The sequence below is a fragment of the Spongiibacter tropicus DSM 19543 genome, from assembly GCF_000420325.1.
Taxonomy (GTDB): domain Bacteria; phylum Pseudomonadota; class Gammaproteobacteria; order Pseudomonadales; family Spongiibacteraceae; genus Spongiibacter; species Spongiibacter tropicus.
The window spans coordinates 1488818-1513404 of the sequence record NZ_ATUS01000001.1 but is presented as its reverse complement, the minus strand read 5'-3'; the positions used below and the strand labels follow the sequence as shown (position 1 = coordinate 1513404).

General features: G+C 57.7%; 23 protein-coding genes. 13 read left to right on the top strand and 10 right to left on the bottom strand.

Annotation, left to right across the window (positions count from 1 at the left end; translation table 11 throughout):
* Positions 1–25: 25 nt before the first annotated feature.
* The 7 genes from hfq (at position 26) to G411_RS0107070 (ending at position 6630) form a co-directional block, all read left to right on the top strand.
* The gene (hfq, locus tag G411_RS0107100; protein WP_022958488.1) at positions 26–280 is read left to right on the top strand and encodes an RNA chaperone Hfq; all 255 of its coding nucleotides are present in this window, start codon (positions 26–28) and stop codon (positions 278–280) included.
* A 28-nt stretch (positions 281–308) separates the two neighbouring features.
* Positions 309–1637 carry a ribosome rescue GTPase HflX gene (hflX, locus tag G411_RS19665; protein ID WP_022958487.1) on the top strand — a complete coding sequence of 443 codons (1329 nt, stop codon included), beginning with the start codon at positions 309–311 and terminating at the stop codon, positions 1635–1637.
* A 116-nt stretch (positions 1638–1753) separates the two neighbouring features.
* Positions 1754–2905, top strand: coding sequence for an FtsH protease activity modulator HflK (gene hflK / locus G411_RS0107090; RefSeq protein ID WP_022958486.1), 1152 nt, complete (start codon positions 1754–1756; stop codon positions 2903–2905).
* Between the two features lie 2 nt (positions 2906–2907).
* The gene (hflC, locus tag G411_RS0107085; protein ID WP_022958485.1) at positions 2908–3780 is read left to right on the top strand and encodes a protease modulator HflC; all 873 of its coding nucleotides are present in this window, start codon (positions 2908–2910) and stop codon (positions 3778–3780) included.
* A 147-nt stretch (positions 3781–3927) separates the two neighbouring features.
* A complete protein-coding gene (locus tag G411_RS0107080) occupies positions 3928–4113 on the top strand; it encodes a DUF2065 domain-containing protein (protein ID WP_022958484.1) in 186 nt (61 codons plus the stop codon).
* Between the two features lie 26 nt (positions 4114–4139).
* On the top strand, positions 4140–5309 hold the full coding sequence (locus G411_RS0107075; protein ID WP_022958483.1) for an ATP phosphoribosyltransferase regulatory subunit: 1170 nt from the start codon (positions 4140–4142) through the stop codon (positions 5307–5309).
* Positions 5310–5337: 28 nt separating this feature from the next.
* Positions 5338–6630 carry an adenylosuccinate synthase gene (locus G411_RS0107070; protein WP_022958482.1) on the top strand — a complete coding sequence of 431 codons (1293 nt, stop codon included), beginning with the start codon at positions 5338–5340 and terminating at the stop codon, positions 6628–6630.
* Between the two features lie 92 nt (positions 6631–6722).
* Here G411_RS0107070 and G411_RS0107065 read toward each other — a convergent pair whose 3' ends face one another.
* Positions 6723–8075: an OprO/OprP family phosphate-selective porin gene (locus tag G411_RS0107065; protein ID WP_022958481.1), complete on the bottom strand. Its 1353-nt coding sequence runs from the start codon at positions 8073–8075 to the stop codon at positions 6723–6725.
* 246 nt (positions 8076–8321) lie between these two features.
* Between G411_RS0107065 and G411_RS0107060 the strand changes: the two genes are divergently transcribed.
* Together G411_RS0107060 and G411_RS0107055 are read left to right on the top strand one after the other, a co-directional pair.
* Positions 8322–10001, top strand: a complete 1680-nt coding sequence (locus G411_RS0107060) for a hypothetical protein (RefSeq protein WP_022958480.1) — start codon at positions 8322–8324, stop codon at positions 9999–10001.
* A 98-nt stretch (positions 10002–10099) separates the two neighbouring features.
* Positions 10100–12814 (top strand): TonB-dependent receptor domain-containing protein, encoded by a 2715-nt coding sequence (locus G411_RS0107055; protein ID WP_051151261.1) that lies wholly within the window; start codon positions 10100–10102, stop codon positions 12812–12814.
* 55 nt (positions 12815–12869) lie between these two features.
* Here G411_RS0107055 and G411_RS0107050 read toward each other — a convergent pair whose 3' ends face one another.
* Complete coding sequence (locus tag G411_RS0107050) at positions 12870–13997, bottom strand: tetratricopeptide repeat protein (RefSeq protein ID WP_084495350.1); 1128 nt, start codon at positions 13995–13997, stop codon at positions 12870–12872.
* 17 nt (positions 13998–14014) lie between these two features.
* Entirely contained in the window at positions 14015–14335 is a 321-nt protein-coding gene (locus G411_RS0107045; protein WP_022958477.1) for a 2Fe-2S iron-sulfur cluster-binding protein, read from the bottom strand.
* Positions 14336–14491: 156 nt separating this feature from the next.
* Here G411_RS0107045 and G411_RS0107040 point away from each other — a divergent pair, with 156 nt between their 5' ends.
* From G411_RS0107040 to G411_RS0107025, 4 genes are all read left to right on the top strand, one after another.
* Positions 14492–14935, top strand: coding sequence for a nuclear transport factor 2 family protein (locus tag G411_RS0107040; RefSeq protein WP_022958476.1), 444 nt, complete (start codon positions 14492–14494; stop codon positions 14933–14935).
* Positions 14936–14937: 2 nt separating this feature from the next.
* Entirely contained in the window at positions 14938–15807 is an 870-nt protein-coding gene (locus G411_RS0107035) for an SDR family NAD(P)-dependent oxidoreductase (protein WP_022958475.1), read from the top strand.
* A gap of 122 nt (positions 15808–15929) precedes the next feature.
* Complete coding sequence (locus tag G411_RS0107030; protein ID WP_022958474.1) at positions 15930–19286, top strand: hybrid sensor histidine kinase/response regulator; 3357 nt, start codon at positions 15930–15932, stop codon at positions 19284–19286.
* Positions 19283–20188: a response regulator transcription factor gene (locus G411_RS0107025; RefSeq protein WP_022958473.1), complete on the top strand. Its 906-nt coding sequence runs from the start codon at positions 19283–19285 to the stop codon at positions 20186–20188. The genes G411_RS0107030 and G411_RS0107025 overlap by 4 nt, the downstream gene beginning before the upstream one ends.
* Here the strand turns inward: G411_RS0107025 and G411_RS0107020 are convergent.
* The 7 genes from G411_RS0107020 to ureA are packed head-to-tail and all read right to left on the bottom strand — an operon-like array spanning position 20174 to position 24581.
* Complete coding sequence (locus G411_RS0107020) at positions 20174–20368, bottom strand: hypothetical protein (RefSeq protein ID WP_022958472.1); 195 nt, start codon at positions 20366–20368, stop codon at positions 20174–20176. The genes G411_RS0107025 and G411_RS0107020 overlap by 15 nt on opposite strands.
* A gap of 26 nt (positions 20369–20394) precedes the next feature.
* Positions 20395–21024 (bottom strand): urease accessory protein UreG, encoded by a 630-nt coding sequence (gene ureG / locus G411_RS0107015; protein WP_022958471.1) that lies wholly within the window; start codon positions 21022–21024, stop codon positions 20395–20397.
* A gap of 50 nt (positions 21025–21074) precedes the next feature.
* Positions 21075–21797, bottom strand: coding sequence for an urease accessory protein UreF (locus G411_RS0107010; protein ID WP_037508425.1), 723 nt, complete (start codon positions 21795–21797; stop codon positions 21075–21077).
* The gene (ureE, locus tag G411_RS0107005) at positions 21736–22227 is read right to left on the bottom strand and encodes an urease accessory protein UreE (protein WP_022958469.1); all 492 of its coding nucleotides are present in this window, start codon (positions 22225–22227) and stop codon (positions 21736–21738) included. Before ureE ends, G411_RS0107010 begins: the two co-directional genes overlap by 62 nt.
* A 9-nt stretch (positions 22228–22236) precedes the next feature.
* Positions 22237–23940 carry an urease subunit alpha gene (gene ureC, locus G411_RS0107000; RefSeq protein WP_022958468.1) on the bottom strand — a complete coding sequence of 568 codons (1704 nt, stop codon included), beginning with the start codon at positions 23938–23940 and terminating at the stop codon, positions 22237–22239.
* On the bottom strand, positions 23937–24266 hold the full coding sequence (locus tag G411_RS0106995) for an urease subunit beta (RefSeq protein WP_022958467.1): 330 nt from the start codon (positions 24264–24266) through the stop codon (positions 23937–23939). Before G411_RS0106995 ends, ureC begins: the two co-directional genes overlap by 4 nt.
* Positions 24267–24278: 12 nt before the next feature.
* Positions 24279–24581 carry an urease subunit gamma gene (gene ureA, locus G411_RS0106990; RefSeq protein ID WP_022958466.1) on the bottom strand — a complete coding sequence of 101 codons (303 nt, stop codon included), beginning with the start codon at positions 24579–24581 and terminating at the stop codon, positions 24279–24281.
* Between the last annotated feature and the right edge of the window lie 6 nt (positions 24582–24587).

Sequence of the window (24587 nt, the reverse complement as noted above, 5' to 3'; positions counted from 1 at the left end):
CGATTTGGGCAACAAGGAGATTAGCATGTCAAAAGGGCACAGCTTACAAGACCCTTATCTGAATATTCTTCGCAAGGAGCGTATTCCGGTTTCTATTTATTTGGTAAACGGCATTAAGCTGCAGGGACAGATCGAGTCTTTCGATCAGTTTGTCGTTCTGCTGAAAAACACCGTCAGCCAAATGGTCTACAAACACGCCATTTCTACCGTGGTCCCCTCTCGCGTTGTTCGTCTGCCCATGGCGCATCCGCCGGAAGACGACGAGCAAGAAAACGCCTAAGCGGTACGTCTGATTCTGAGGTTCGTCCTTGCTATTTGAACGCCCCGATTCCGGTGAACGCGCGGTACTTGTCCACCTGAATCTCAACAGTGAGGACGCCCGCGAAGACGCCGATGAGTTTGTGCAGCTGGTGACATCGGCCGGGGGCGACCCCGTCGCCTTTATCACCGGTCAGCGCCAGCACCCTGATCCCCGCCTGTTTGTCGGCTCCGGAAAACTCGACGAAATACGAGAGGCACTGGCTGAGCACGATGGACAGCTGGTGCTGTTCAATCACGCCCTTTCCCCCAGTCAGGAACGCAATATCGAGCGCGAGCTGAAGTGTCGCGTGCTTGATCGTACCGGTCTGATTCTCGATATCTTTGCCCAGCGCGCCCGTACCCATGAGGGCAAGCTGCAAGTTGAGCTGGCACAGCTCGAGCACATGTCTACCCGGCTGATCCGCGGCTGGACCCACCTTGAACGCCAGAAGGGCGGGATTGGTTTGCGTGGTCCGGGTGAAACCCAGTTGGAGACTGACCGCCGACTGCTGCGGGCGCGAATAAAAAGTATTCAGGCCCGTCTCGCCAAGGTGCGCCGCCAGCGTGAGCAGGCGCGTCGCGCCCGTCGGCGGGCCGATATCCCCGCTGTATCGCTGGTGGGCTATACCAACGCGGGCAAGTCCACGCTGTTCAATGTGCTGACGCAGGCTGAGGTCTATGCGGCAGACCAGCTGTTTGCCACGCTGGATCCGACGCTGCGGCGTATCGCCATCGACGATGTGGGGCCGGTAGTGCTGGCCGACACCGTAGGCTTTATTCGCCACCTGCCCCACAAGTTGGTTGAGGCATTTCGCGCGACGCTGGAGGAAGCCACGCTGGCAGACTTGCTGCTGCATGTGGTGGACTGTGCCGACCCTGAACGCAGCGATAATATTTTTCAGGTGCGCAGTGTGCTTGAAGAGATTGGCGCCGACGATATTCCGGTGCTGGAGGTCTACAACAAAACCGATCTGTTGGGCAGCTCGCCGCGTATTGAACGTGATGAGCACGGTAAGCCGCTGCGAGTCTGGTTGTCGGCCCAGCGGCGACAGGGTTTGGATTTGCTCAAACAGGCGCTCAGTGAGTTGCTGGGGGGCGATATTGCCGACCTGGCGATGACCTTGAGTGCCGCAGAAGGAAAACTGCGTGCCCGCCTTTATGCGCTGGATGCAGTTAAAGATGAATCGCTGGACGAGCAGGGCAATTTCCACTTGCAGTTGCGTTTGCCAGAAGCAGACTGGCAGCGCTTTCTGGCGGCCGAATCGCTCCGGGAAGACGCCCTGGCCGTGCACAGAAAAACACCGCGTCCGCCAGTCCCCGATTGGCTGGAACAGTGATTAGCAGCGCAGTCCAAATCTGCTAGACTGCCGCTTCAATCAATTACTTGGCTCGATTCGTGTTGGCGTTACAAGCCTGCACGCGGGCGCTTAACGCAAGCACACAGGAGAAACCTATGGCCTGGAATGAACCGGGTGGAGGTCGAGATAACGATCCCTGGGGAGGAGGCAACAATAACCAGGGGCCACCGGATCTGGATGAGGCGCTGAAAAAGCTGCAGGACCGGCTGAACAGTCTGTTTGGCGGTGGCAAAAACGGCGGTAATAGCGGCAACAACGGCGGTGGTCTGGCCATGAATGCTGGCAGCATCGGCATTCTCGCGGTACTGGCTGTTATCGTCTGGGGACTTTTTGGTTTCTACCAGGTTGATCAGCAGGAGCGTGCAGTAGTGCTGCGCTTCGGTGTCTACCACGCCACGGTGATGCCGGGCCTGCGCTGGGCGCCACCACTGGTCGATGATGTGAATATCATCAACACCACCAAGGTTCGGGCTGCCGCCAGCCGCGGACAAATGCTGACCGAAGATGAAAACATCGTCGATATTTCTGTATCGGTGCAGTACACCGTGTCGGATCCAGCCAATTTCCTGTTGAAAGTGAAGAGTCCGGAGCTGAGCCTCGAGCACGCGCTGGAAAGCGCACTGCGTCACGTGGTGGGCAGCTCGAAAATGGATCAGGTCATCACTGAAGGCCGTGAAGAAGTGGCGGTCGATACTCAGGTGCGCCTGCAAAATTATCTCGACGCGTATCAGAGTGGGATTCAGGTTGCCAAGGTCAACATCGAGGACGCGCAGCCGCCGTCGCAGGTGCAGGACGCCTTTGATGACGTGACCCGCGCCAAAGAGGACCGCGAGCGACTGAAAAATGAAGCGGAAGCTTACGCTAACGGGATTATCCCCGAAGCGCGCGGTGCGGCTCAACGGCAATTGGAAGAGGCTCAGGCCTATAAAGAGCAGGTGATTGCCAAGGCGGAAGGTGAAGCCCAGCGTTTTATCGAGCTGGCTGCCGAGTACAAAAAGGCGCCGAAAGTGACTCGGGAGCGTCTCTATATTGATGCCCTGCAGGAACTGTACACCGGTACCAGTAAGGTGATGGTTGATGTCGAGGGCGGCAACAATATGATGTACCTGCCCCTGGATAAGCTGATGGAGCAACGGACTACCTCGCGTCCGATGGGCAGCGGCGAAGTGGATATCCGCGATCTGACCGATCGGGTCGTTGAGCAACTGCGTCGCGACAGTCAGACAACCCGCCGGGAGGGTCGCTAATCATGGCTAATCGTCAATTTACGATACTGCTGGCTGCGCTGGCGATCGTCGTCATCGGCTACAACTCTATCTACATCGTCAAGGAAACCGAGCGGGCGGTAATGCTCAAGTTCGGTGAGGTGGTCAACCCGAATGTGAAAGTCGGGCTGGGCTTCAAGACGCCCTTCGTACATACCATCCGTAAGTTCGAACGCCGTATTCTCACTCTGGATGCGCCGACCCAGCGTTTCCTGACCAATGAGAAGAAACCGCTGGATGTGGATTTCTACGCCAAGTGGAAAGTGATCGATACCGAAACCTTCTACACCGCGACCAACGGTGAAGAGCAGCGTGCTGAAGGTCTGCTGGCACAGCGTATTAACACGGGGCTGCGTAACAAGTTCGGTGAGCGTACTTTCCACGAGGTGGTATCCGGCGAGCGTGATTTGCTGATGACAGATCTGACCTCCGAGCTGAACACCATCACGACGGCGGAGTTCGGTATTGAGCTGGTCGACGTGCGGGTGAAGCGCATTGATCTGCCTGCTCAGGTCAGTCAGTCGGTATTTGACCGGATGACTTCCGAGCGTGAGCGGGAAGCCCGCGAGCACCGTTCGACCGGTCGTGAGCAGGCAGAGAAAATCCGCGCAACCGCTGATCGCGAGCGCACGGTAATTGCCGCGAACGCCTATCGTGACTCTCAGGTGATTCGCGGTGAAGGTGATGCCGAGGCAACGCGAATTTACTCTGCTGCTTACAGCGCCGATGCGGAATTCTACGCCTTCGTGCGTAGCCTCACGGCCTACAAAGCGTCGTTTGAAAACGGCGGAGATCTGCTGGTACTCGATAGTGACAGCGAGTTTTTCCGCTACCTGAAAAGCGGCAGCGGCAAGTAAGTGTGAGTAGTTGGCAGCGACGCCCATAAACGTCGCTGCCATGCCGCCAATCGCAGCGATTGTGGTATCATTCGCGCATCCGGGCAGGGCCAGTGCTAAATGCGCTGTAACCCGCACGGATTTTTTTGTTTTTAGCGGGCGTGGGAAATGTGGCAGGAACTGGCAGTTGCATTGAGTCTGGTGCTGGTGATTGAAGGAATTCTGCCATTTCTCAGCCCCGATCGTTGGCGCATGATGGCCTATCGCATAGCCGATCTGGATAGCCAAAAAGTACGGATGTTGGGCCTGGCAAGCATGGTTGTCGGGCTGTTGATGCTGAATTTCCTGCGCTGAAACAACACGTCGAGAGATTGTGATTTATGACCCTGGTTGATCGCTGGCTACTCCCCGATGGGGTGGAAGAACTGCTGCCTGAACAAGCGGAGCAGGTGGAGCATCTGCGCCGCCGTCTGCTCGATCTTTATAAACGCTGGGGTTATGAGCTGGTGATTCCGCCGATGCTGGAATTCACAGAGTCCCTGTTGGTGGGGTTGGGCAGCGACATCGACCTGCTGACGTTCCGTGTGACCGATCAGTTAACCGGTCGCCTGATGGGCTTGCGCGCCGATATCACCCCTCAGGCTGCGCGCATTGACGCCCACAGCCTGAAGCGCGAAGGGCCGGTACGACTCTGTTACGCGGGAAGCGTGCTGCACACTCGCCCCAAAAAGCCGCTGGCGTCGCGCTCGCCGATTCAACTCGGTGCCGAGCTGTACGGCGACAACAGCCAGGCCAGCGACCTGGAGATTATCTGTTTGATGCTGGAGACCCTGCGGGTTGCAGGGCTCAGCAATATCACCCTGGACACCGGACACGTGGGTGTCTATCAGGCGGTCGTCAGCGCCGCTGGCCTCAGCGAAGAGCAGCAGCAGCGCTATTTCGATATCCTGCAACGCAAGGCCGCCGCAGAGCTGGAAGAGTTCGTGGCTGACTTGTCAGTGAGTGAGAAAATTGCCGAACAGCTGCGCGGGCTCAATGCCTTGCACGGCGGCAGCGATGTGTTGGCCAAAGGCCGCGAGCTGTTTGCCGACAATAATGCCGCGGTGGCCGCCATCGACAGCCTGTCTGCGCTTCACCAGCAGCTGTCCCAGCGCATTCCTGAACTGCGCTTTTATTTCGATTTGGCCGAATTGCGCGGCTTCCACTACCACACCGGCTTGGTGTTCTCGGCACTGGTGAGTGAGCACGGGCAACAGTTGGCATCCGGTGGCCGCTACGATGACATCGGCAAGCTGTTTGGCCGTGGTCGTCCGGCTATTGGCTTCAGTATTGATCTCAAAGCCCTGATCAGCCTGCTGCCCGCGAGCGCCGCGACAGGGGGGATTTATGCTCCCTACAGCGACTCAGCAGAACAGTGGCAAGCGGTGCAACAATTGCGCGAGTCCGGTGAGCGGGTAGTAAGTGGTTTGCCGGGGCAATCGATGGCAGGTGACTGCGATCGTCAACTTGTAGAAGAGAATGGCCAGTGGCTGGTTAAGCCACTTGGGTAAGTCAGAACCTTTATCCAGAGATGCGGATATGAGCAAGAATGTAGTGGTATTGGGCACCCAGTGGGGAGACGAAGGCAAAGGCAAGATCGTCGATCTGCTGACGGATCAGGCCAATGCGGTCGCCCGCTTTCAAGGGGGGCACAATGCTGGTCACACCCTGGTTATTGGCGGTGAAAAAACCGTTCTTCACCTGATTCCGTCGGGCATCCTGCGCGAAGGCGTGACCTGCCTGATCGGCAACGGTGTTGTGCTGTCACCTGAGGCCTTGCTGAAAGAGATGGCCGAACTGGAGGCGCGCGGCGTACCGGTGCGTGAACGCCTGCGACTCAGCCCCGCCTGTCCGCTGATCCTGCCCTATCATGTGGCGCTGGACAAAGCCCGCGAGCTGGCCCGTGGCGATGCCAAAATCGGTACCACCGGCCGCGGCATTGGCCCGGCCTATGAAGATAAAGTGTCTCGTCGTGGTCTGCGTCTCGGCGATGTGTTCCACGCCGAGCGTTTTGCTGAAAAGCTGAAAGAGGTGATGGATTACCACAACTTCACCCTGACCCAGTATTACAAGGTCGAGGCGGTGGACTACCAGCAGACCCTGGACGAGGCCCTGCGCATGGCTGAAGAGCTGCGCCCGATGGTGGTGGATGTCACCAGCGCGTTGCACGAGTATCGCGAAGCCGGTGCCAATATTCTGTTCGAAGGTGCGCAAGGTTCACTGCTGGATATCGATCACGGCACCTACCCCTTTGTTACCTCCTCAAACACCACTGCAGGCGGCACGGCCACCGGCAGCGGCTTTGGTCCGCTGTACTTGGACTATGTACTGGGTATTACCAAAGCCTACACTACCCGCGTAGGCAGCGGCCCGTTCCCCACAGAACTGTTTGATGATGTGGGGGCGCATCTGGCGAAGCAGGGTCATGAGTTTGGGGCAACCACGGGCCGCGCCCGTCGCTGTGGCTGGTTCGATGCCGTGGCGCTGCGCCAGTCAGTGCGCATCAATAGCGTGACAGGCTTGTGCCTGACCAAGCTCGACGTGCTGGACGGACTGGAAACGGTGAAAGTCTGTGTCGACTACAAGAACCCTGCCGGCGAGTCGATCTCGGCACCGTTCGACTGTGAAGACTACGATCAGATCACGCCGGTCTACGAAGAGCTGCCCGGCTGGACCGAGTCGACCATCGGAGTGAAATCGCTGGATGAGCTGCCCGCGAATGCGCGCGCCTACATCGAGCGTCTCGAAGCCCTGCTGAATGTCCCCATCGATATCGTATCTACCGGCCCGGACCGCGTAGAGACGATTGTCCTGCGTCACCCCTTCGCTTGAGAGGGCGGCGCGACATTCGCGCAGTGATATAAAAAAAGGCCATGCAATATGCATGGCCTTTTTTTTGCCTGCTTGGCGAGGCTGTTTGCCAGTTAGAAGCTCAGCTGCACCCGCATGGCGTAGGTGTCGATGTCGTCGGTGAGCTCGCCACTGACATTCTGCAACGCCCCGCCTTTCAGTTCATAGCTGTGGCTGTAGTCCAGCATCATTCGCACATTGCGATTGAGATACCAGTTCAACGCCAGGGTTACCCGGTCGGCCTCGCCACCGGAAATATCCCCATCTTCCAGGTCGATGTGATCGAATCTGGCAGCCAGTTCAACTGCGCCCCAGTGTCCTTGCTCAGGATTGAAGTCGGCATTGATGCTGGGGTATTTGAACTCGCCTTCAGACGCCTTATAACGGCGCTGGCCATTGATGAGATAGGCCACCTGCGCGTAGTAGGCGGAGAAGCTCAGGTCGTCTCCGGTTTCGCGGCTGACATCCGTAACCGCGTATTCACTTTGAAACGTCCACGGCCCACACATGGCAGCGAGCTCAAACACGCCGGTCTGCACTTGCTCCATGTCAGCGATGCTGGCGCTGACCGGTTTCAAGTCTGAAAAATTGGTGGTCTTGTAGGAAAAACCGGGTGACTTGCCGTTCGCCAAGCCATCGTCACTGGTATTGCGCAGGCCGAATGAGCCCCCCACATGCAGCAGGCTGGTGCGGCTGACTATCGGCGCATAGGTAGCGCGCAGGCCAAAGCCAGTGCCTTCATCCGCGTCGCCATCCGAGACGCCGTCCCCGAACAAGCCGGTTTTGAAATGCCAGTTGTCGCCACCTGATGCAACGGTAATGCCGATAGCGCGATCAAAATAGGGCGTGGTAATGCCGGCGACCAGCGAGCGCTCGATAAAGGGGATATCGTTGGAGCTTTCTTCAATCTCCATGCTCACGGCCTGCTTTTGATTCCCTACGGTCACCGTCAGCGGCAGTCCGCTGAAATGGTAGCCCAGCGTCGCATCTTTGAGGCTGGTTTTGTTGCCGGCAAAATCGGCTTCGATCAGGTAAGACCACTGTTTGCCGATATCGCCTTTGGCATACAAACGTGCGCGTCGAATCTGGGTGCCATCTATACCGTCCTGCTGTCCGGCCAGTTCCTCGTGGTCATGAACCGCGGCATCTGCGTGGAGGCGACCGCCGAATTGAAAACTGCTGCGCCCATCTGCACTTTTCACTTTCAGACCGCCGCTGCCGATGTCCACAACGGCATTATTCACACTGCGGCGCTCTTTCTCGGCCTGTCGAATCTCTTCTGCCTGACTCTCGGTCAGGATTTGTTTTTCTACCAGGATATCCAGAAGCTCTGGCGAGGTGCTCGTCTGCGCGGCTGCGTTATAAGAAGCAGAAAAGCCCATGATAAACAACGGGATATAACGTAACTGCCGGAAAGTACTTGTCATGATTATGGGTATCCAAATGCCGAGTGGTACTAAGAAGATGGCAATTTTATTTACATTTTATGACAGTTTTATGACTTATCCAGTGTGATTGTGGCTGATTTTTAATCCCTCTCCGTGTTGTTGTCACAATTCGTGAAACATTTTCGTCACATTACGTTCACGCATCTGTCATTCCTCCCGCCTAGCATACGCCCCATCGACAAATTACCTATGCCCTTATTGAGAAGGTTACGGAGATAAGTCCCTATGAAAAAGCTTTTTGCGATGACAGCAATGGCCTCGGCTATGGCCCTGGTTGGTTGTGGCGGCGGTGGCGACATCAATATCAACGCCCAGAACAATTCAGTTGATAACAGCACTGGTGGCGGTTCAACTGGCGGCACTAACTTCTGTGCCTCGTACAATGACAACGGCGTGACTCGTCAGGGTAGCGTTGATGGCGTCAACTGTATTTATGGTTCAGATTTCGTCAGCCTGACTAATCCCATTGAAGTTGCTGCTACTGACCCGGTGGTTTTCACCAAGCTTAGCAACGGCGGTGTCCACATTTTCCGCGACAGCCTGGTTGTTGGTCGTAACTACGATAACGACGCTGACATGGCTGCTGCGGGTATTGTTGAAGGCGGTGATGGCTCTGCCATTGAAATTGAAGCAGGTGTAACGCTGGCATTCCAGGGCAGCGACGATTACATGGTCATCAACCGTGGTTCGCAAATCTTTGCCAACGGCGAACAAGGTGCTCCGGTTACTATTACTTCTGTTTCTGATGCCGTTGAAGACGCGGTTGGCGCAGAAGACGTGCAGCAGTGGGGTGGCTTGATCATCAATGGCTTCGGTGTCACCAATAAGTGTGCCTACACCGGGACTTTTGATGACGATAACCTCGCTACCAGTGATTGCCACGTGGCTGCTGAAGGTAAAGCGGGTGCTGGCCAAACTCACTACGGCGGTGATAACAATGCCGACAGCTCGGGCTCACTGAATTACTTCATCGTTAAGCACACCGGTTTTGAAGTTGAAGAAGACAATGAGCTCAACGGTATTTCCTTCAATGCTGTGGGCTCAGGTACGACAGTTGATTATCTGCAAGCGTATTCAACCTACGACGATGGTATTGAATTCTTCGGCGGCGCAGTGAATGTCAGCCACTATGTTGCATTGTATGTTCGCGATGACTCCATCGATGTTGATGAAGGCTACCGCGGCACAATCGACTATGCCCTGGTCATCCAGTCAGAAAATGACGGCAACCGCTGTGTAGAGTCAGATGGTATTGGCAGCTACTCCAGCAAAGATGCCGCGACTCTGCAGGACTTCATTGATCGTGGCCTGAACTCTCGCGCGACTATCAAAAACCTCACTTGTATCGTGTCTGCTACCGAGGTGACTGGCGAGCCCAATGGTACCGGTACTCACGATCCCGGTCAGGGCATGCGTATTCGCGAAGCGCACTTCCCGACAATCATCAACGCCCTGATCACCACTGCCTACAAAGGTGATGTGAAACTGGGTGACGACGACTACAACTATTGTGTTCGCATTGATGATGAAGGACTGGAAGCGGCTGATGATGGCGAGCTGAAAATCGAGAGCAGCATCATTGCCTGTCAGGACCTGACAGATGGCGACAACCTGCCTAACAGCGGCAAGACCCAGTTGGCGTGGCTGCAAGAAAGCAACGATACCTATCAAACGTTGGAAGCGGGTGAAGACCCCACTGCGGCGAGCAATGCCAACCTGGAAATCCTGAACGGCTTCTACTCTCTGCCGCTGGCAGACATGAAGCTTGGTGGCGCAGCGCCCACTGTGACTCCTGCTGAAGGCCGCGCTTACATCGGCGCCGTAACGGAAGACGACGATTGGACGGCCAACTGGGCCTTTGGTCTCGACCCCGCGAACAGTGCTGCACCGCTTTGGTTTGAATAAGCAACAGGCCTGAATGCACGACGCCAAGCCGTGAACAGAGGGCGCCCTACGGCGCCCTTTCTGTTGAACACCGGTCAATTACTAGTGGGTTTTTTCCGATGAAAAAGCAGATTGTTAAGAAAGGGATGCTGCCAGTATTCAGCCTGACTGCGCTGAGTATGGCCATCTCTGCAGTGGCTCAAGAGGCGGATTCCGATCTAAGCTTCAACAAGCCGCTGGAAGAGGTTGTTGTGGTCGGGCGACTGAAGAGCTCGGCCGAAAATCTGGTCATCGAACGCCTTGAGCAGGAAGTCGCCGTCGACTTTCTCGGCTCTGAGGCGATTGGCCGGATTGGAGACTCCACCGTTGCCGCAGCACTTCGCCGCGTACCGGGTGTGACCTTAATCGACGATAAGTTTGTCTTTGTTCGTGGCCTGGGTGAACGCTACTCCAGCACCTTGTTGAACGGGGCTGTAGTCCCTTCGCCAGACTTGAGCCGAAGCGTTATCCCTCTGGATATTTTCCCAACGTCGATTGTGGAAAGCCTTGCGGTACAGAAAGTTCATTCTGCCGATATGCCTGCTGCTTTTGGTGGTGGTAATGTCGACATCCGAACCAAGGGTATTCCCACTGACTTTGTTTTTACTCTCGAAGTAGGGACTGATTTCAATACCGAGTCCAGGGATGGCTTGGTGACCTACAAAGGTGGCAGTGACGATATCCTCGGCAATGACGATGGTACTCGGGCTCTGGCTGCCAGTTTGAAAAGTGCGTTGCAGAAATATCGCGGCAGCTTGGATCGCAACGATATTCTTACTGACCTTCGTCAAACCAATCCCAATGCGACGCTGGCGGATGCTGAGCAGATCAATCGCGAGTTGGCTACAGGCCTGTATCGTAATATCAATGTCTACGAGACCGATGACGACCAGAATTATTCTGGAGAAGTGAATATCGGTAACCGTTTCTATTTGGGTGAGTCGGAGGAGGTTGAATTTGGTGTGCTGGCTGGCGTGTCATACGACCGTACCTGGCGCAAGAAAAGTTCAACGGCCCGTTCAATTTCCGACAGTGATGAAGTCGAGTTCCGTGACAAAACGACGCAAAACACGTCGTTGGCGGCCAACCTGAACTTCGGTTTACGCCTCAACGAAGATCACTCTTTGGAAACCACCAGCCTTTATCTTCGAAATACCGATGACGAAGTGGCTATTGCAGATAGCTACGACAATGACCAGCCGATCAGCGGCGGTATTTCCGATCGCCTTTACTCGATTCGCTACGAGCAGCGCGAGATGAAGGTCAATCAGATCCGCGGTGAACACACCTTTGGTGAAGTAACTCGAGAGATGATCGGCTGGGATCCGTTGGCTGTTGCTGAAGGGCTGAAGTTTAATTGGTTCTATTCAGATAGTGAGTCGACGACAGAAATTCCCAGTGAAATTGATGTTCAAACCCGCCAGCCACGTAATGGCAGAAACACCGTGGCAGCGAATGGCACCGCGGCGGACTATCGCTTTACCGACTTGAAAGACGAAGTGGAGAGCTACGGTTGGGAAGTCAAAATGCCGTTCTCTACTATGGACTGGAAGGTCGAGGTCAGCGGTGGTAGTGAGTACTGGCAGAAAGCGCGCTCATATCGACAGCTGGAATTCGGTTTGGGCTCAGTCGATGCCAGTGACGCCGTTCGTACGGGGCCGCTGGATGTTGTCTTCAGCGATGCAAACCTGCTCGACCCCAATAACGGTTATCAGATTGCTGTCGCGGGGAGTAACTCGGAAAGTTACATTGCGGCCAATCGCGTCGATGCCTACTACGGTAAGCTGGATGTAACCTGGCAGGATACTTGGCGCATTGTTGCCGGTCTTCGCTATGAGGACTATCAGCAGGTTGGTCTGACTTGGGACCCGCTGGATTTTGACGGTAGCCCTATCATTGTCAATGACGGTGCCAGCCCGGAAGTGATTGCAGAAGAGCTGCAGAATGCCGTCTTCCAGGATGACGACACCTATATGTCATTGGCGGCGACATATATGCTGCCGGGTTTTTGGGCAGAGGACTTCCAGCTGCGTTTCGGCTACAGCGAAACCACGGTTCGCCCTGACCTGCGTGAGATTGCCGATTCCAGCTACGTGGATCCGGTAACCGATGCCCTGGTGTTTGGTAACCCGGATGTACTGCCTTCGCAGTTCAAGAACTACGATGTACGTGCGGAATGGTTCTTCAGTAACAGCGACAGCTTGACTGTTTCGGTGTTCTATAAAGACATCACCGACCCGATCGAGTTGTTCCAGGCCGCAGCAGGTGATACCAATACTGCTGTCGAAATCATCAATGCGGAAAGTGCTGAGATCCTGGGTGCAGAAGTCGAGTTCATGAAGAACCTCGGAGACCTCTCTGACCATCTGCTGCCGTTCTTCCTGCAGGGCAACCTGACCTTGCTGGATACCGAATTGGTTGCTGGTGATAAAGCCGATGCGCCTACCAATGCCAAGCGTGACCTCGTGGGAGCCTCTGACTACGCAGCCAACCTGATACTCGGGTATGACTCGCCGGATGAGAAACACGCGGCAACGCTGTCATATAACGTGTTTGGTGAGCGTCTCTACTTTGCGGGTCGCAACGGCGAGCCAGATGCTTATGAGCAGCCTTTCAACTCGCTTGATGCCACATATTCCTACTACCCGACGCCAGGCTTGATTGTGAAGCTTAAGGTGAAAAACATCCTGGATGACGGTGTAGAGATCCAGCGTGAGAACGCAGGTCGCGAAGTAACAACCTACGAGGAAGAGGTAGGAACGACCTTCAGCGCGAGCATTCAATACGAGTTTTAGGCCTTCTCCAGGCGACTAGAGGGCACCTTCGGGTGCCCTTTTTTGTGAGCGCCTGTCAGGGGGAGTGTTGCTGGCTGGCGAATTTCGCCTGTGCGGCCCGCAAGCCATATTCTTCATATTTTTTATCGTTTCCCTGGCGGCGGTATATGACGGCGGCAAACTGATAGAAGCGATATTCCTCGCGATTGAGCCGAATGGCCCGATGTATGGACGTCAGTGCCTCGTCGAAATCGCCCCGTTCAAAGGCTGCCCGCGACCGACTGTAGTGCCAGAAGGGATTGCTCCGCTGCCGCTCGGCAATCACCGCTTCCAGCGCGCGAGCTTCGTCGCGTCGTCCCTCGCTGCGATACAGCCTTGCGAGGTTGGACAGTGCGGCGGCTTCTTCAGGGTCCAGTGAAAGGGCCTTGCGAAAGGCGACCTCCGCTTCGTCCAGCAGTCCCTCGCGCCGCAGCAGCACGCCGAGATTGCCCCAGATGTAGGCTTCCTCCGGGCCGAGGTGTAATGCCCGGCGGAAATAGGCGTAGGCCTTTGCCGGGTCGCCGCCATTGAGTTGTTTCACGCCGAGGTTGCTGTAGTACTGCGCGGCGGCAATATCGTCGTCGACCTGCTTTTGTGGATAGCGGTAGTCGTAGATATCAACACTGAAGTCGATAACCTGCGGCTTGTCATCGATCACGGCGACGGCATTGATATGTTTGTAGATCGCCGAGCTGTTTTCGCTGAGCATCTCCCAGCTTGGCGGTACGCTGACCTCGTTGAAATAGACATTCAACTTGGCCTCGCGGGCCATCGCGACAAACAGGGCGCTTAATGACAGGCAGTCCCCCCGGCGTTCGTCAAAGGTTTCGGTGGCGGTCAGGGTAACGCCGGGCGCGTATTCCAGTCCGAGTTGCGACGGGCGAATGAGCGCGTCGACCAAGTAGCGCAGCCGCGCTTGTTCTGAGAGCGCGGCGGGAACCTGTTCGCCAACGAAATAACGCATATCCGGTGTCATGGCCAGAATATGATCGTCTGGGGTCAGTGGATTATTGTCCAGGCCGAAGTGCTGGCCCTGCTCTAGCAGCGCGCTGGTGCTTGCCGGGGCAGGGGGCTCCAGCGTCAGCGGCGCTGCCGGTGGTGACAGGCTGCAGGCGGTATTGAACATTACCGCAACGGCCAACGGTAAAAGGCGATGTGATGCCATCAGGCCGGGACCTCGGCTTAATACTGGGAAGCGGGAAGGTGCACCGTCATCCCTTCCATGGCGTCGGTGACCTCAAGCTGGCAGCTAAGACGGCTGTTGTTCTGAGGCTCCAGAACGGCCTCCAGCATACTGTTTTCCATATCGCTGGCCGGGGGGAGCTGATCAAACCAGGGCGCGTCGATATAGCAGTGGCAGGTGCCGCAGCTACAGGCGCCGCCGCACTCCGCAAGAATGCCGTCTATGCCGTTGTCGACAGCCGCGCGCATCAAGCTCTGGCCGCTCTGAGCTTCGGCTTCCCAGGCGTCGCCATTGTGGTTGATGAAGGTAATCAGCGGCATGCCCCGCTCCTGTTTCCGTTTCTGTTTTTTTATGCAGGCCCATAGTGTAGCCGGGTGAGCGGCACACAGCGAGCGCGGTTCTGATCTGTTTGGGGGGAGCGTCGCAGAAGTGGAATGACTAGCATGGCGCATCATCATTTATGAGAGCTGTCGCAAATGTCACGCCTGAGTGTTGAAGATCGCCTGCTACTTCACGAGCTGCCTGGCCGCTATGGCGATGCGGTCGATGACCGCAATTGGTCGGCGATGGACGGCATTTTCTGTGTCGATGCGGTATTCGAAGTACGGGGTCTGGTTACGCTGAATGGGCTGGCTGAGATCAAGCGTTATATGGATGAGGAGGGTCAGCATCCACTGGCGCATCTGATGTGCAATATCCATATTGATGACAGCGCTGAGGACGGCATTGTGCGTCAGTATTTTCGCATTATTGCCCCGGTACCGCGCAGCGATACGCTCAGCAACGGCTATCCCATGCACTTCGGCTCCTACTACGACGAGTTGATAAAAACCCCTGAAGGCTGGCGGGTAAAACATCGCATTTTTTCTTCAAAGCGCTTGTACAAGCAGACCGCCACCATTGATCTAAAAGGAAAATAACGATGACACAACAGGTTGCATTGGTTACCGGCGCCAGCCGTGGTGCAGGTGCGGGAATTGCCCGCGCTCTCGGTGCGCATGGCATGATCGTTTATGTCACGGGTCGAACGGTGACGCCCGGTGAGGCGAAAGCCTGGGATGGCTCGGTGCTGCCTGGCACCGTCGCGGCAACCGCCGAGGCCATTACCGCAGCCGGTGGCAAGGGCATTGCGGTGCTCTGTGACCACAGCGACGATACGCAGGTAGCCGCACTGTTTGAGCAGATTCAGCAAGAACAGGGGCGGCTGGATATCCTCGTAAATAACGCCACCTACATGCATCCTCAGCTGATTGAGCAAAAGCCGTTCTGGGAAAAAGATCTGGGCGCGGCGGGGATTCTCGATGTCGGCTTGCGCTCGGCGTATGTTGCCAGCTGGCACGCGGCCAATATCATGGTGCCTCAAGGGTCGGGTTTGATTGCCTTTGGTTCTTCGTTTGGTGCGAGCTGTTATATGCATGGACCGGCCTACGGCGCGCAAAAAGCCGGTTTGGATAAGTTCGCCCACGATATGGCGGTGGACCTGCGAGGCACCGGCGTGCATACCGTCTCAATCTGGATGGGGCCGCTGATGACGGAGCGTGCCGCGGTCGCCAGTCAGGTTAATCCCGAGCAGTACCGGGAGTTCAGTAAAACGGCGGAGCGCCCGGAATTTACCGGCCATATTCTCTACGCCTTGGCGCACAGTGATCGGGCTCAGTCGCTGTCGGGACATACCGTCATTGGTGCTGAACTGGCCCGCGAACTGGATGTGCGAGATGAAGGTGAGGACCGGCCCTCCTATCGGGACGCACTGGGGAGTCCGCGATCGCCAAACCCTGCCATTGTCTACTGACCCAGTATGGTCTCTCGGCATAGTTGTTGCACTACTTTGAGCCTGTGCGTCGCAAGACTCTAAACAGAACAAGACGCCGTTCATGCAGCCGTGTTCCGGCGGCAACAAGGTAGCCACTGACTATGTCCGTGAATCAACAGATTTTTCCGGTGCGGCGCCACTACAACCAGTGGGTCGTCAACGAAACCCTCGAAGACTATGCACTGCGCTTCACCGCCAAAAAAGCGCGGCGCTGGAGTATCGAGCGGGTAGCGATGACGGCGCTGGGCACCACGGCCTTTCTGGCGCTGGAAGCCCTCGGGGCGGCGGTGACCCTGGAATACGGCTTCATCAATGCCGCCGTGGCGATGGTTGTGGTGATGGCGGTAACGTTTATGGTGGGGCTGCCCATCTGTCGCTATGCGGCCTACTACGGGGTCGACATCGACCTGCTGACCCGAGGTGCCGGTTTTGGCTATCTGGGGTCCACCATTACCTCGCTGGTCTATGCCTCGTTTACGTTCATCTTCTTTGCCATTGAGGCCGCTATTCTTGCCATGGCGCTGGAGCTGCTGTTTGGCTTGCCGCTGGCCCTCGGTTATGTACTGTGCTCGGTGGCGGTCATCCCCATTGTGACGCACGGTTTCACGCTGATCAGCCGTTTTCAGATCGGCACCCAATACCTGTGGCTGGCCTTGCAGATCGCCGCTCTGGTACTCGTTGCGGTTCACGACTATGAGCAGTTGCCCAGCTGGATGGAATACGGGGGGCGGCGCGCCCAGGCCGAGCAGTTTGATCTGCTGGTTTTTGGTGCAGCGGCCTCGGTATTGATCGCGATGATTGCGCAGTTGGGCGAGCAGGTGGACTACCTGCGTTTTCTGCCCCAGCGCACGGCGGCCAATCGCCGCCGCTGGAATCTGGCGGTGCTGTTCGCCGGGCCGGGCTGGGTATTTATCGGGCTGGTGAAGTTGCTGCTGGGCTCGTTTCTGGCCTATTTGGCCGTCAGTGAGGGCATGACGCTGACGGAGGCCGCGGACCCCACTCATATGTACCAGCGGGTCTACAGCTACTTTCACGACATGCCGCAATTGGGTTTGGTGATTGCTGGCGTGATGGTGCTGATCTCGCAGATGAAGATTAACATCACCAACGCCTATGCCGGCTCGATTGCCTGGTCGAACTTCTTCTCCCGTCTGACCCATAGCCACCCCGGCCGGGTCGTGTGGCTGGTCTTTAATGTGGTTATTGCGCTGCTGTTGATGGAGCTGGGTATCTATCGCGTACTGGAGAATGTACTCGGCATCTTCGCCATCGTGGCGGTGGCCTGGCTGGGAACGCTGGCGGCAGATCTGGCCATTAACAAGCGCCTGGGACTAAGCCCCGCGCACATCGAATTCAAACGCGCTCACCTCTACGACATCAATCCAGTGGGTGTGGGCTCCATGTTAATCGCCTCCTTGGCGGGGATGCTTGCCTACCTCGGCCAGTTCGGTCCCGAGGCCAAGGCCCTGACCCATTTCATTACTCTAGGCTGCTGTATGCTGGCCGCGCCGCTGCTGGCGTGGTGGACCGGAGGGCGCTTCTACCTGGCCAGAACCTCGCCGCAATTGCCGGCGGTTGAAGTGCATCAGTGTGTGATTTGCGAATCCGAGTTCGAGCGTGAAGACGTTGCTCATTGCAGCGCGTACAACGGCACCATTTGTTCGCTGTGCTGCTCGCTGGATGCACGCTGCATGGATAGCTGCAAAACCGATGCGCGCTTTTCCCAGCAGGCTCGGCAGCTACTGCGGAAATGGTTCTCCGCGAGTCTTCTCGACGCCCTGTTTTCGCGTATTGGTCGTTTCGTTAGCCTGTTTCTGCTGATCAGTGCGATCAATGCGGGCTTGCTGTGGGTGATCTATTTTGAAATGGCCATCGACAGTGACAAACCCCAGGTTATTGCCGATACGCTGACCAGTCTGTACTTCATTCTTACCATCGTTACCGGGGTGCTGATTTGGCTGTTTCTGCTGGCCAACGAAAGTCGACTGGTTGCGCAGCAGGAGTCCGACCGGCAAACGCAGCGCCTGCAGGAGGAGATTGACGCCCACTATCGCACCGATCAGGAGTTACAGCGTGCCAAGGAGGCCGCCGAGGCGGCCAACTACGCCAAGAGTCGCTACCTGAGTGGTATCAGTCATGAGCTGCGCACGCCGTTGCAATCCATTCTGGGGTATACCCAGCTATTGCGGCGCGATCAGGAGCTGGATGAGCGGCAGCGAAATTCTCTGGCAATAATCCATCGCAGCGGCGAGCACCTGGCCGATCTGATCGAGGGCCTGCTGGATATTTCGCGTATTGAAGCGGGGCGCATTGAGTTGCGCCGTGACATGGTGGACTTCCACGAATTACTGCAGCAGATGCAGCAGATTTTTGCGCCTGAGGCACAGGCCAAAGGGGTCGAGTTTCTCTTTACGGCGGAGTCGGCCCTGCCGAAAATTGTGCGGGCCGATGAGAAGCGCTTGCGGCAGGTGCTGACGAACCTGCTGTCCAACGCGGTGAAGTTCACCGATCAGGGACAGGTCGAATTTCGCGTGCGCTATCGCGCGCAGGTAGCGGAATTTACGGTTCTCGACAGTGGTTGCGGCATTGCCGCGGATGACCTCGCCACGATCTTCAAACCCTTTGAGCGGGTCAGAAAACTGGGCTCGCCACTGGTGGCAGGTACCGGGCTGGGCTTGACCATTGTGCGCCTGCTCACGGAGATCATGGGGGGCGATATCCGGGTCGAGAGTCTGGAGGGCGAGGGCAGTCGTTTCACCCTGACGCTGATGCTGTCGTCCGTTGTCAATCAGGCGGAAGTGGAAGAACCGCCGGTGATCACGGGTTACGAGGGCGCCAGAAAAACCGTCATGGTCGTGGATGATGATCCGGTGCATCGCGGCCTGATGGCCGACATGCTGGTGCCCTTGGGCTTTAACGTGGTTGAGGCCAGAGACGCAGAGCATTGTCTCCAGCAAGCCGCAGATCGCGCGCCGGATTTGTTTATGCTGGATGTCAGCATGCCCGGCAAGGATGGACACGAGTTGGCCGCCGCCCTGCGTTCGACCGGTTTTACGCAGCCGCTGCTGATGTTGTCCGCCAATGCGGAAGAGCCGCCCAACCGGCCCGACCCCAACCTGCTTTACAATGCGTATCTGCTAAAGCCCGTTAAGCTACAGACCTTGCTGGAAACGCTGGCAGAGCTGATGGGGATCGAGTGGCGACAGTCTTCGGTGATTCTGCCGACCGCCGCGCCGGTGGCGGCGCCCGATCCCGCAGAGCTCAATATTGATGCGGCCATTGCCGGTCGCTTGATCCACCTCGCGGAGATCGGCTACGCACGTGGTCTGGCGGATGCACTGGATGAAATGGAGCGCCTAGGTCAGATCCCGCCCGCTCTCGCGGTTACGGTAAGGGAACTGGCGGCACAGATTCAGTTTGCGAAGGTGATTCACGTTTTGGAAGAACACAGCTTATGAGCCGGATGCTTAACGAGGTTGCGCTGGTCGTCGACGACTCTCCCGACACCCTCGGCTTTATCAATGAAACGCTGGATGCCGCCGGGATCAGTGTGCTGCTGGCATTGGACGGACAACAGGCGCTGACCATCGCAGAGAAGGTACAGCCGGATATTATTTTGCTCGATGCCGTCATGCCGAACATGGACGGTTTTGAGACCTGCCGACGTTTAAAAGCGAACACGGCGCTGGCGGATATTCCGGTGATCTTCATGACGGGGCTGAGTGATACCGAAGATGTTGTACGCGGCTTGCAGGCGGGGGGCGTGGATTACCTCAGCAAACCTGTTGACCCCGACGAGCTGGTGGCCCGACTGCGTGTGCATCTGGGCAATGCCCGACGGGCGATGAGCGTTCAGCAGGCGTTGGATCGCACCGGCCAGTATCTGATTACGCTGGACAAGTCCGGAGTGCTGCAATGGGCGACCCGCGAGGCGCAGGCGCTGTTGCAGCTCAGCGGCCTGTCAATCGATGAGCAGGCACAGCTGATTTTTACGCCGCTGGTGCGTTGGTTGTCTCATGCCCCGGTTCGCGGGCAGCGCTATAAGCTGGAGTCCTTGCCCAAACCGCTGGATGCTTATCTGCTGAGTAACAGCGATGACGTCGAATGTATTTTTCGATTGGCCGATCCGGCCGAGCGCCCCGATGCGGCGACCCTTCGCGATCGCCTGCCGCTCACTCAGCGGGAGTCGGAGGTGCTGTACTGGATTGCACAGGGCAAGACCAATCGCGAGATCGGCGAGATTCTGGAAATGAGTCCGCGCACCGTCAACAAGCACCTCGAAACCGTCTTCCCCAAGCTCGGGGTGGAGAATCGCACGGCGGCGGCCGCCGCCGCGCTGAAGGTCTTAGCCAGCGTCTGAGTCTTTGCCTTTGCGGCTGAGCAGCAGGCGCACAATCAGCGCGCTGGAGCCGATGGCCGCCAGCAGCCAGATCAGGTGTTCGTAGTCGTGACCGAAGCTGGCCCAGTTGCCGTGGCCGGGATGGGCCAGAGCCGCTGAACTGCCCAGCATCAGCAGTGATGTCGTCAATATTTTGTTCATGGGTTTCTCCCTGTTATCTCGTTGCTTCAGGCTTGCTGACTGTTGGCGGGCCGGAGCATGCCTTCGGTTTCTATGAAGTCGATAATGGCCTGCAGGCCGTCTCCGGCTTTCAGATTGCTGAATACAAACGGGCGCTCGCCGCGCATTTTTTTGGCGTCGCGGTCCATCACCTCAAGCGAGGCGCCGACCAGAGGGGCGAGATCGGTTTTATTGATAATCAGCAGATCAGAGCGGGTGATGCCGGGGCCGCCTTTGCGGGGAATTTTGTCTCCGGCCGACACGTCAATCACATAGAGGGTCAGGTCCGACAGCTCCGGGCTGAAGGTGGCACTGAGGTTGTCGCCGCCACTTTCTACCAGTACCAGCTCCAGGCCGGGGTGACGCTGGCAGAGTTCATCGACCGCGGCGAGATTCATGGAGGCATCCTCGCGAATGGCGGTGTGCGGACAGCCGCCGGTCTCCACGCCGATAATGCGGTCGGCCGAGAGGGCTTCGTGGCGGGTCAAGAATTCGGCATCTTCGCGGGTGTAAATGTCGTTGGTAACCACCGCGAGATTGTAGCGGTGGCGCAGGGCCAGACACAGCTCCCGCAGCAGGGCGGTTTTGCCGGAGCCAACGGGGCCGCCGACGCCAACGCGTAATGTGGACTGTTGCATGGTCTCTCCTTATTTCTCCAAAGTGGCCCGCGTGAATCGGGCCGCCGTGTTCACGACCGGAATAACCGGCAATACTGGGTTTCGTGCAGGGCGCTGGCCATTGCCAGCCCCGGCAGGGTCGCCCCCAAGGCGTCGTCATCCAGCGAGGCGGCGTGCGCGATCACCGGGGGAAGTGCGGTTTGCATACGGCCCAGCAGTTGTTGAGCCTGGGTCTGGCCCAGCGGGATCAGCTTGGTTGCCGCCGCAATCTGCGCCTCCAGCCAGCACCAGGCCAGCCCGATCTGGCAGGCGGATTCGCTGATTTGCCACTGCCAGGCCGTCGCGACAAATGCGCCGAGAAAGGAGGCCTGCATGCCGGACGCTGTATCGGGTAACGGCTGCGGGAGTTGTCGCAGCAGCCGCAACAGCGCCTGCCCCATGGCTTCATCGGCCATTAGCAGCTCGCGGCTTTCCCGAGCAGCCAGTGCAAAGTCATTCCAATACTGGAAGGCGTCCCGGTCGCCGTCTTCCAGCGCCCGGTAAAGTCGGCTGGCGACTGGCAGATCCAGTCCACCGACGCCATTACGCAGGCCGAGAGACAGCCAGTCCTCGCAGCTGTCCAGCGAGCTGACCCAGCCAATCTCGACCGCGTACTCAAGCCCCTGTGAAAAGCTGTAGCCGCCCACTGGCAGGGCGGCGCTGCCTAGTTGCAGCAGGCGCAGCAGGGCGCTGTCAGTGAGCGTGATGGCCATGAGAATGAGCGTGGTCGTGGTGGTGCGTGTGTGTGCTGCCATGGCTCGTGTCGTAGGCACCGGGTTCGGGCTCAAACACGGCGCGCTCGTGACAGATTTCCAAACCGAAGCTGCGCAGCAGGGCTTCCAGTACATGGTCGGGGGTGATGCGCAGCCAGCGCTCGCCCAGTTGCAGGCGCACATGCCGATTACCGAGGTGGTAACAGGCGCGGCTGAACTGTTTCCAGTCGCTGCTGATGGCGGTGATAACGGGCTCCTTGGCGCCGCGCACGCGCAATTGATGGCCGCAGTCACTCAGCAAAATGTCGCCGGGACGCAGTGGTTTGCCGCGGTCAAGAATGATGCGCGCCTCACTGCCTTTCAGTGTTTGGGTGCGCAAGCGGCTCTTTTCCCGCTGCAGGTGATCCAGATAAATTTCGTCGACAATATCGGCGGCTCTGGGGCCGTCCAGACGGCGGTGAATATCGAACATGGCGGTCTCCTAAATCAGTTGGTAGAGCTGAGCCATGGGCAGTACCTCGGCGGGTTCGCAGCTGAGCAATTGTCCATCGGCCCGCACCTCATAGGTTTGTGGGTCGACCGTGATATTCGGCATCCAGTGGTTGTGCACCATGTCGCGCTTGGAAATATCACGGGTGTTCTTGCAGGCCAGCAATTGCCGTTCCAGTCCCCAGCGTCCGGCAACATCATTTTCCAGCGCGGCGGCGCAGACAAAGGTCACCGCCGTTTGTCTTGCGGCTTTTCCGCAGCTGCCGAACATCGGTCGGTAATGCACCGGTTGTGGTGTGGGAATCGAGGCGTTGGGATCGCCCATCGGCGCCGCCGCGATAAAGCCGCCCTTGATAATCATCGCCGGCTTGACCCCGAAGAAGGCGGGTTTCCACAGCACGAGATCTGCCAGCTTGCCGACTTCGATGCTGCCCACTTCATGGGCGATGCCATGCGCGATAGCCGGATTAATGGTGTACTTGGCGATATAGCGTTTGGCGCGAAAATTATCGTGACGCTCGTTATCTTCGGGCAGGGCGCCGCGCTGGACGCGCATTTTGTGGGCGGTTTGCCAGGTGCGGGCAATCACTTCGCCCACGCGCCCCATGGCCTGAGAGTCTGAGGAGATCATGCTGAAGGCGCCGAGGTCGTGGAGAATATCCTCGGCGGCGATGGTTTCCTTGCGGATGCGCGAGTCGGCAAAGGCCACATCTTCGGCAATGGCCGGGTCCAGGTGGTGGCAGACCATCAGCATGTCGAGATGTTCGTCCACGGTGTTGCGGGTGTAGGGCCGGGTCGGGTTGGTCGAGGAGGGCAGTACATTGGGCTCGGCGCAGGCGCGAATAATATCCGGTGCATGACCGCCGCCCGCGCCCTCGGTGTGGTAGGTGTGAATCACCCGCCCCTTAAAGGCGGCCAGGGTGTCGTCGACGAAGCCGCTCTCGTTGAGCGTATCGGTATGAATCGCAACCTGCACATCGTACTGCTCGGCCACACTCAGGCAGCAGTCGATAGACGCGGGGGTGGTGCCCCAGTCCTCGTGAAGCTTGAGGCCGCAGACGCCGGCGAGCAGCTGCTCTTCGATGGCCTCTGGCTGGCTGGCATTGCCCTTGCCGAGAAAGCCCAGATTCATCGGCATATCTTCGGTGGCCTGCAGCATTTTGCCGATATTCCACGGGCCCGGAGTGCAGGTCGTGGCATTGGTGCCGGTGGCCGGGCCCGTGCCGCCGCCGATCATGGTGGTGACGCCGGACATCAGTGCCTCTTCAATCTGCTGCGGGCAGATGAAGTGAATATGCGCATCGATGCCGCCGGCAGTCAGGATCTGGCCCTCACCGGCGATGACTTCCGTGCCGGGGCCGATAACGATGTCCACGCCGTCCTGAATATCGGGATTGCCCGCTTTGCCAATGGCCGCGATTCGGCCGTGGCGCAGGGCGACATCGGCTTTGACTATGCCCCAGTGATCGAGAATCAGCGCGTTGGTGATTACCGTGTCGACCGCCTCGGTATTGCCGCGCTGGCTCTGGCCCATGCCGTCTCGAATCACTTTGCCGCCACCGAATTTCACTTCCTCACCGTAGCGGGTGAAGTCCTTCTCCACTTCAATCCACAGCTCGGTGTCGGCCAGCCGCACGCGGTCGCCGGTGGTCGGGCCATACATTTCCGCGTAGGCGCGGCGATCAATCGTACTCATGGCGTGTCTCCTTTGGCCGCCGGCAGATCACCCATTACCTCGCCGCGAAAACCGAAGACCCGCCGATCGCCTGCCAACGCGACCAGCTCTATTTCGCGGTCCTGACCCGGTTCAAAGCGCACCGCGGTTCCCGCGGCGATATTCAGGCGAAAGCCCAGTGCCTGTTCGCGGTCGAACAGCAGCGCGGGGTTCACCTCGTAAAAGTGGTAGTGAGAGCCGACCTGAACGGGTCGGTCACCACTGTTTTCCACCCGCAGGCGGCGGGTATTGCGACCGCTGTTCAGGTCGATATGGCCGGGTTGCGTATCGAGTTCGCCGGGAATCATGCCTTTACTCCCTCAGTTAATTGGCTCGTGGATGGTCACCAGCTTGGTGCCATCGGGAAAGGTGGCTTCCACCTGAACTTCGTGGATGAGTGAGGGAACGCCGTCCATCACCTGCTCGGCGCTGAGCAGGGTTTTACCCTTGCCCATCAACTCGGCGACGGTCATGCCATCGCGGGCAAACTCCACCACCATCAGGCTGATATAGGCCACGGCCTCCGGATAGTTCAGTCGCAGGCCGCGCTGCAGGCGTCGCTCTGCCAGCAGGCCGGCGGTGACCAGCAGCAGTTTGTCTTTTTCGCGGGGAAGCAATTCCATGGGGTC

Bases quoted from the DNA above. Each gene is read 5' to 3' on its own strand.
- G411_RS0107065 (WP_022958481.1), bottom strand. From the start codon at position 8,075: ATGACAAGTACTTTCCGGCAGTTACGTTATATCCCGTTGTTTATCATG.
- ureG (WP_022958471.1), bottom strand. From the start codon at position 21,024: ATGCAACAGTCCACATTACGCGTTGGCGTCGGCGGCCCCGTTGGCTCC.
- G411_RS0107040 (WP_022958476.1), top strand. From the start codon at position 14,492: ATGTCACGCCTGAGTGTTGAAGATCGCCTGCTACTTCACGAGCTGCCT.
- G411_RS0107060 (WP_022958480.1), top strand. From the start codon at position 8,322: ATGAAAAAGCTTTTTGCGATGACAGCAATGGCCTCGGCTATGGCCCTG.
- hflC (WP_022958485.1), top strand. From the start codon at position 2,908: ATGGCTAATCGTCAATTTACGATACTGCTGGCTGCGCTGGCGATCGTC.
- G411_RS0106995 (WP_022958467.1), bottom strand. From the start codon at position 24,266: ATGATTCCCGGCGAACTCGATACGCAACCCGGCCATATCGACCTGAAC.
- ureC (WP_022958468.1), bottom strand. From the start codon at position 23,940: ATGAGTACGATTGATCGCCGCGCCTACGCGGAAATGTATGGCCCGACC.
- hflK (WP_022958486.1), top strand. From the start codon at position 1,754: ATGGCCTGGAATGAACCGGGTGGAGGTCGAGATAACGATCCCTGGGGA.
- ureE (WP_022958469.1), bottom strand. From the start codon at position 22,227: ATGTTCGATATTCACCGCCGTCTGGACGGCCCCAGAGCCGCCGATATT.
- G411_RS0107055 (WP_051151261.1), top strand. From the start codon at position 10,100: ATGAAAAAGCAGATTGTTAAGAAAGGGATGCTGCCAGTATTCAGCCTG.
- ureA (WP_022958466.1), bottom strand. From the start codon at position 24,581: ATGGAATTGCTTCCCCGCGAAAAAGACAAACTGCTGCTGGTCACCGCC.
- G411_RS0107045 (WP_022958477.1), bottom strand. From the start codon at position 14,335: ATGCCGCTGATTACCTTCATCAACCACAATGGCGACGCCTGGGAAGCC.
- G411_RS0107075 (WP_022958483.1), top strand. From the start codon at position 4,140: ATGACCCTGGTTGATCGCTGGCTACTCCCCGATGGGGTGGAAGAACTG.
- G411_RS0107070 (WP_022958482.1), top strand. From the start codon at position 5,338: ATGAGCAAGAATGTAGTGGTATTGGGCACCCAGTGGGGAGACGAAGGC.
- G411_RS0107025 (WP_022958473.1), top strand. From the start codon at position 19,283: ATGAGCCGGATGCTTAACGAGGTTGCGCTGGTCGTCGACGACTCTCCC.
- G411_RS0107050 (WP_084495350.1), bottom strand. From the start codon at position 13,997: ATGGCATCACATCGCCTTTTACCGTTGGCCGTTGCGGTAATGTTCAAT.
- hfq (WP_022958488.1), top strand. From the start codon at position 26: ATGTCAAAAGGGCACAGCTTACAAGACCCTTATCTGAATATTCTTCGC.
- G411_RS0107020 (WP_022958472.1), bottom strand. From the start codon at position 20,368: ATGAACAAAATATTGACGACATCACTGCTGATGCTGGGCAGTTCAGCG.
- G411_RS0107080 (WP_022958484.1), top strand. From the start codon at position 3,928: ATGTGGCAGGAACTGGCAGTTGCATTGAGTCTGGTGCTGGTGATTGAA.
- G411_RS0107010 (WP_037508425.1), bottom strand. From the start codon at position 21,797: ATGGCAGCACACACACGCACCACCACGACCACGCTCATTCTCATGGCC.
- G411_RS0107030 (WP_022958474.1), top strand. From the start codon at position 15,930: ATGTCCGTGAATCAACAGATTTTTCCGGTGCGGCGCCACTACAACCAG.
- G411_RS0107035 (WP_022958475.1), top strand. From the start codon at position 14,938: ATGACACAACAGGTTGCATTGGTTACCGGCGCCAGCCGTGGTGCAGGT.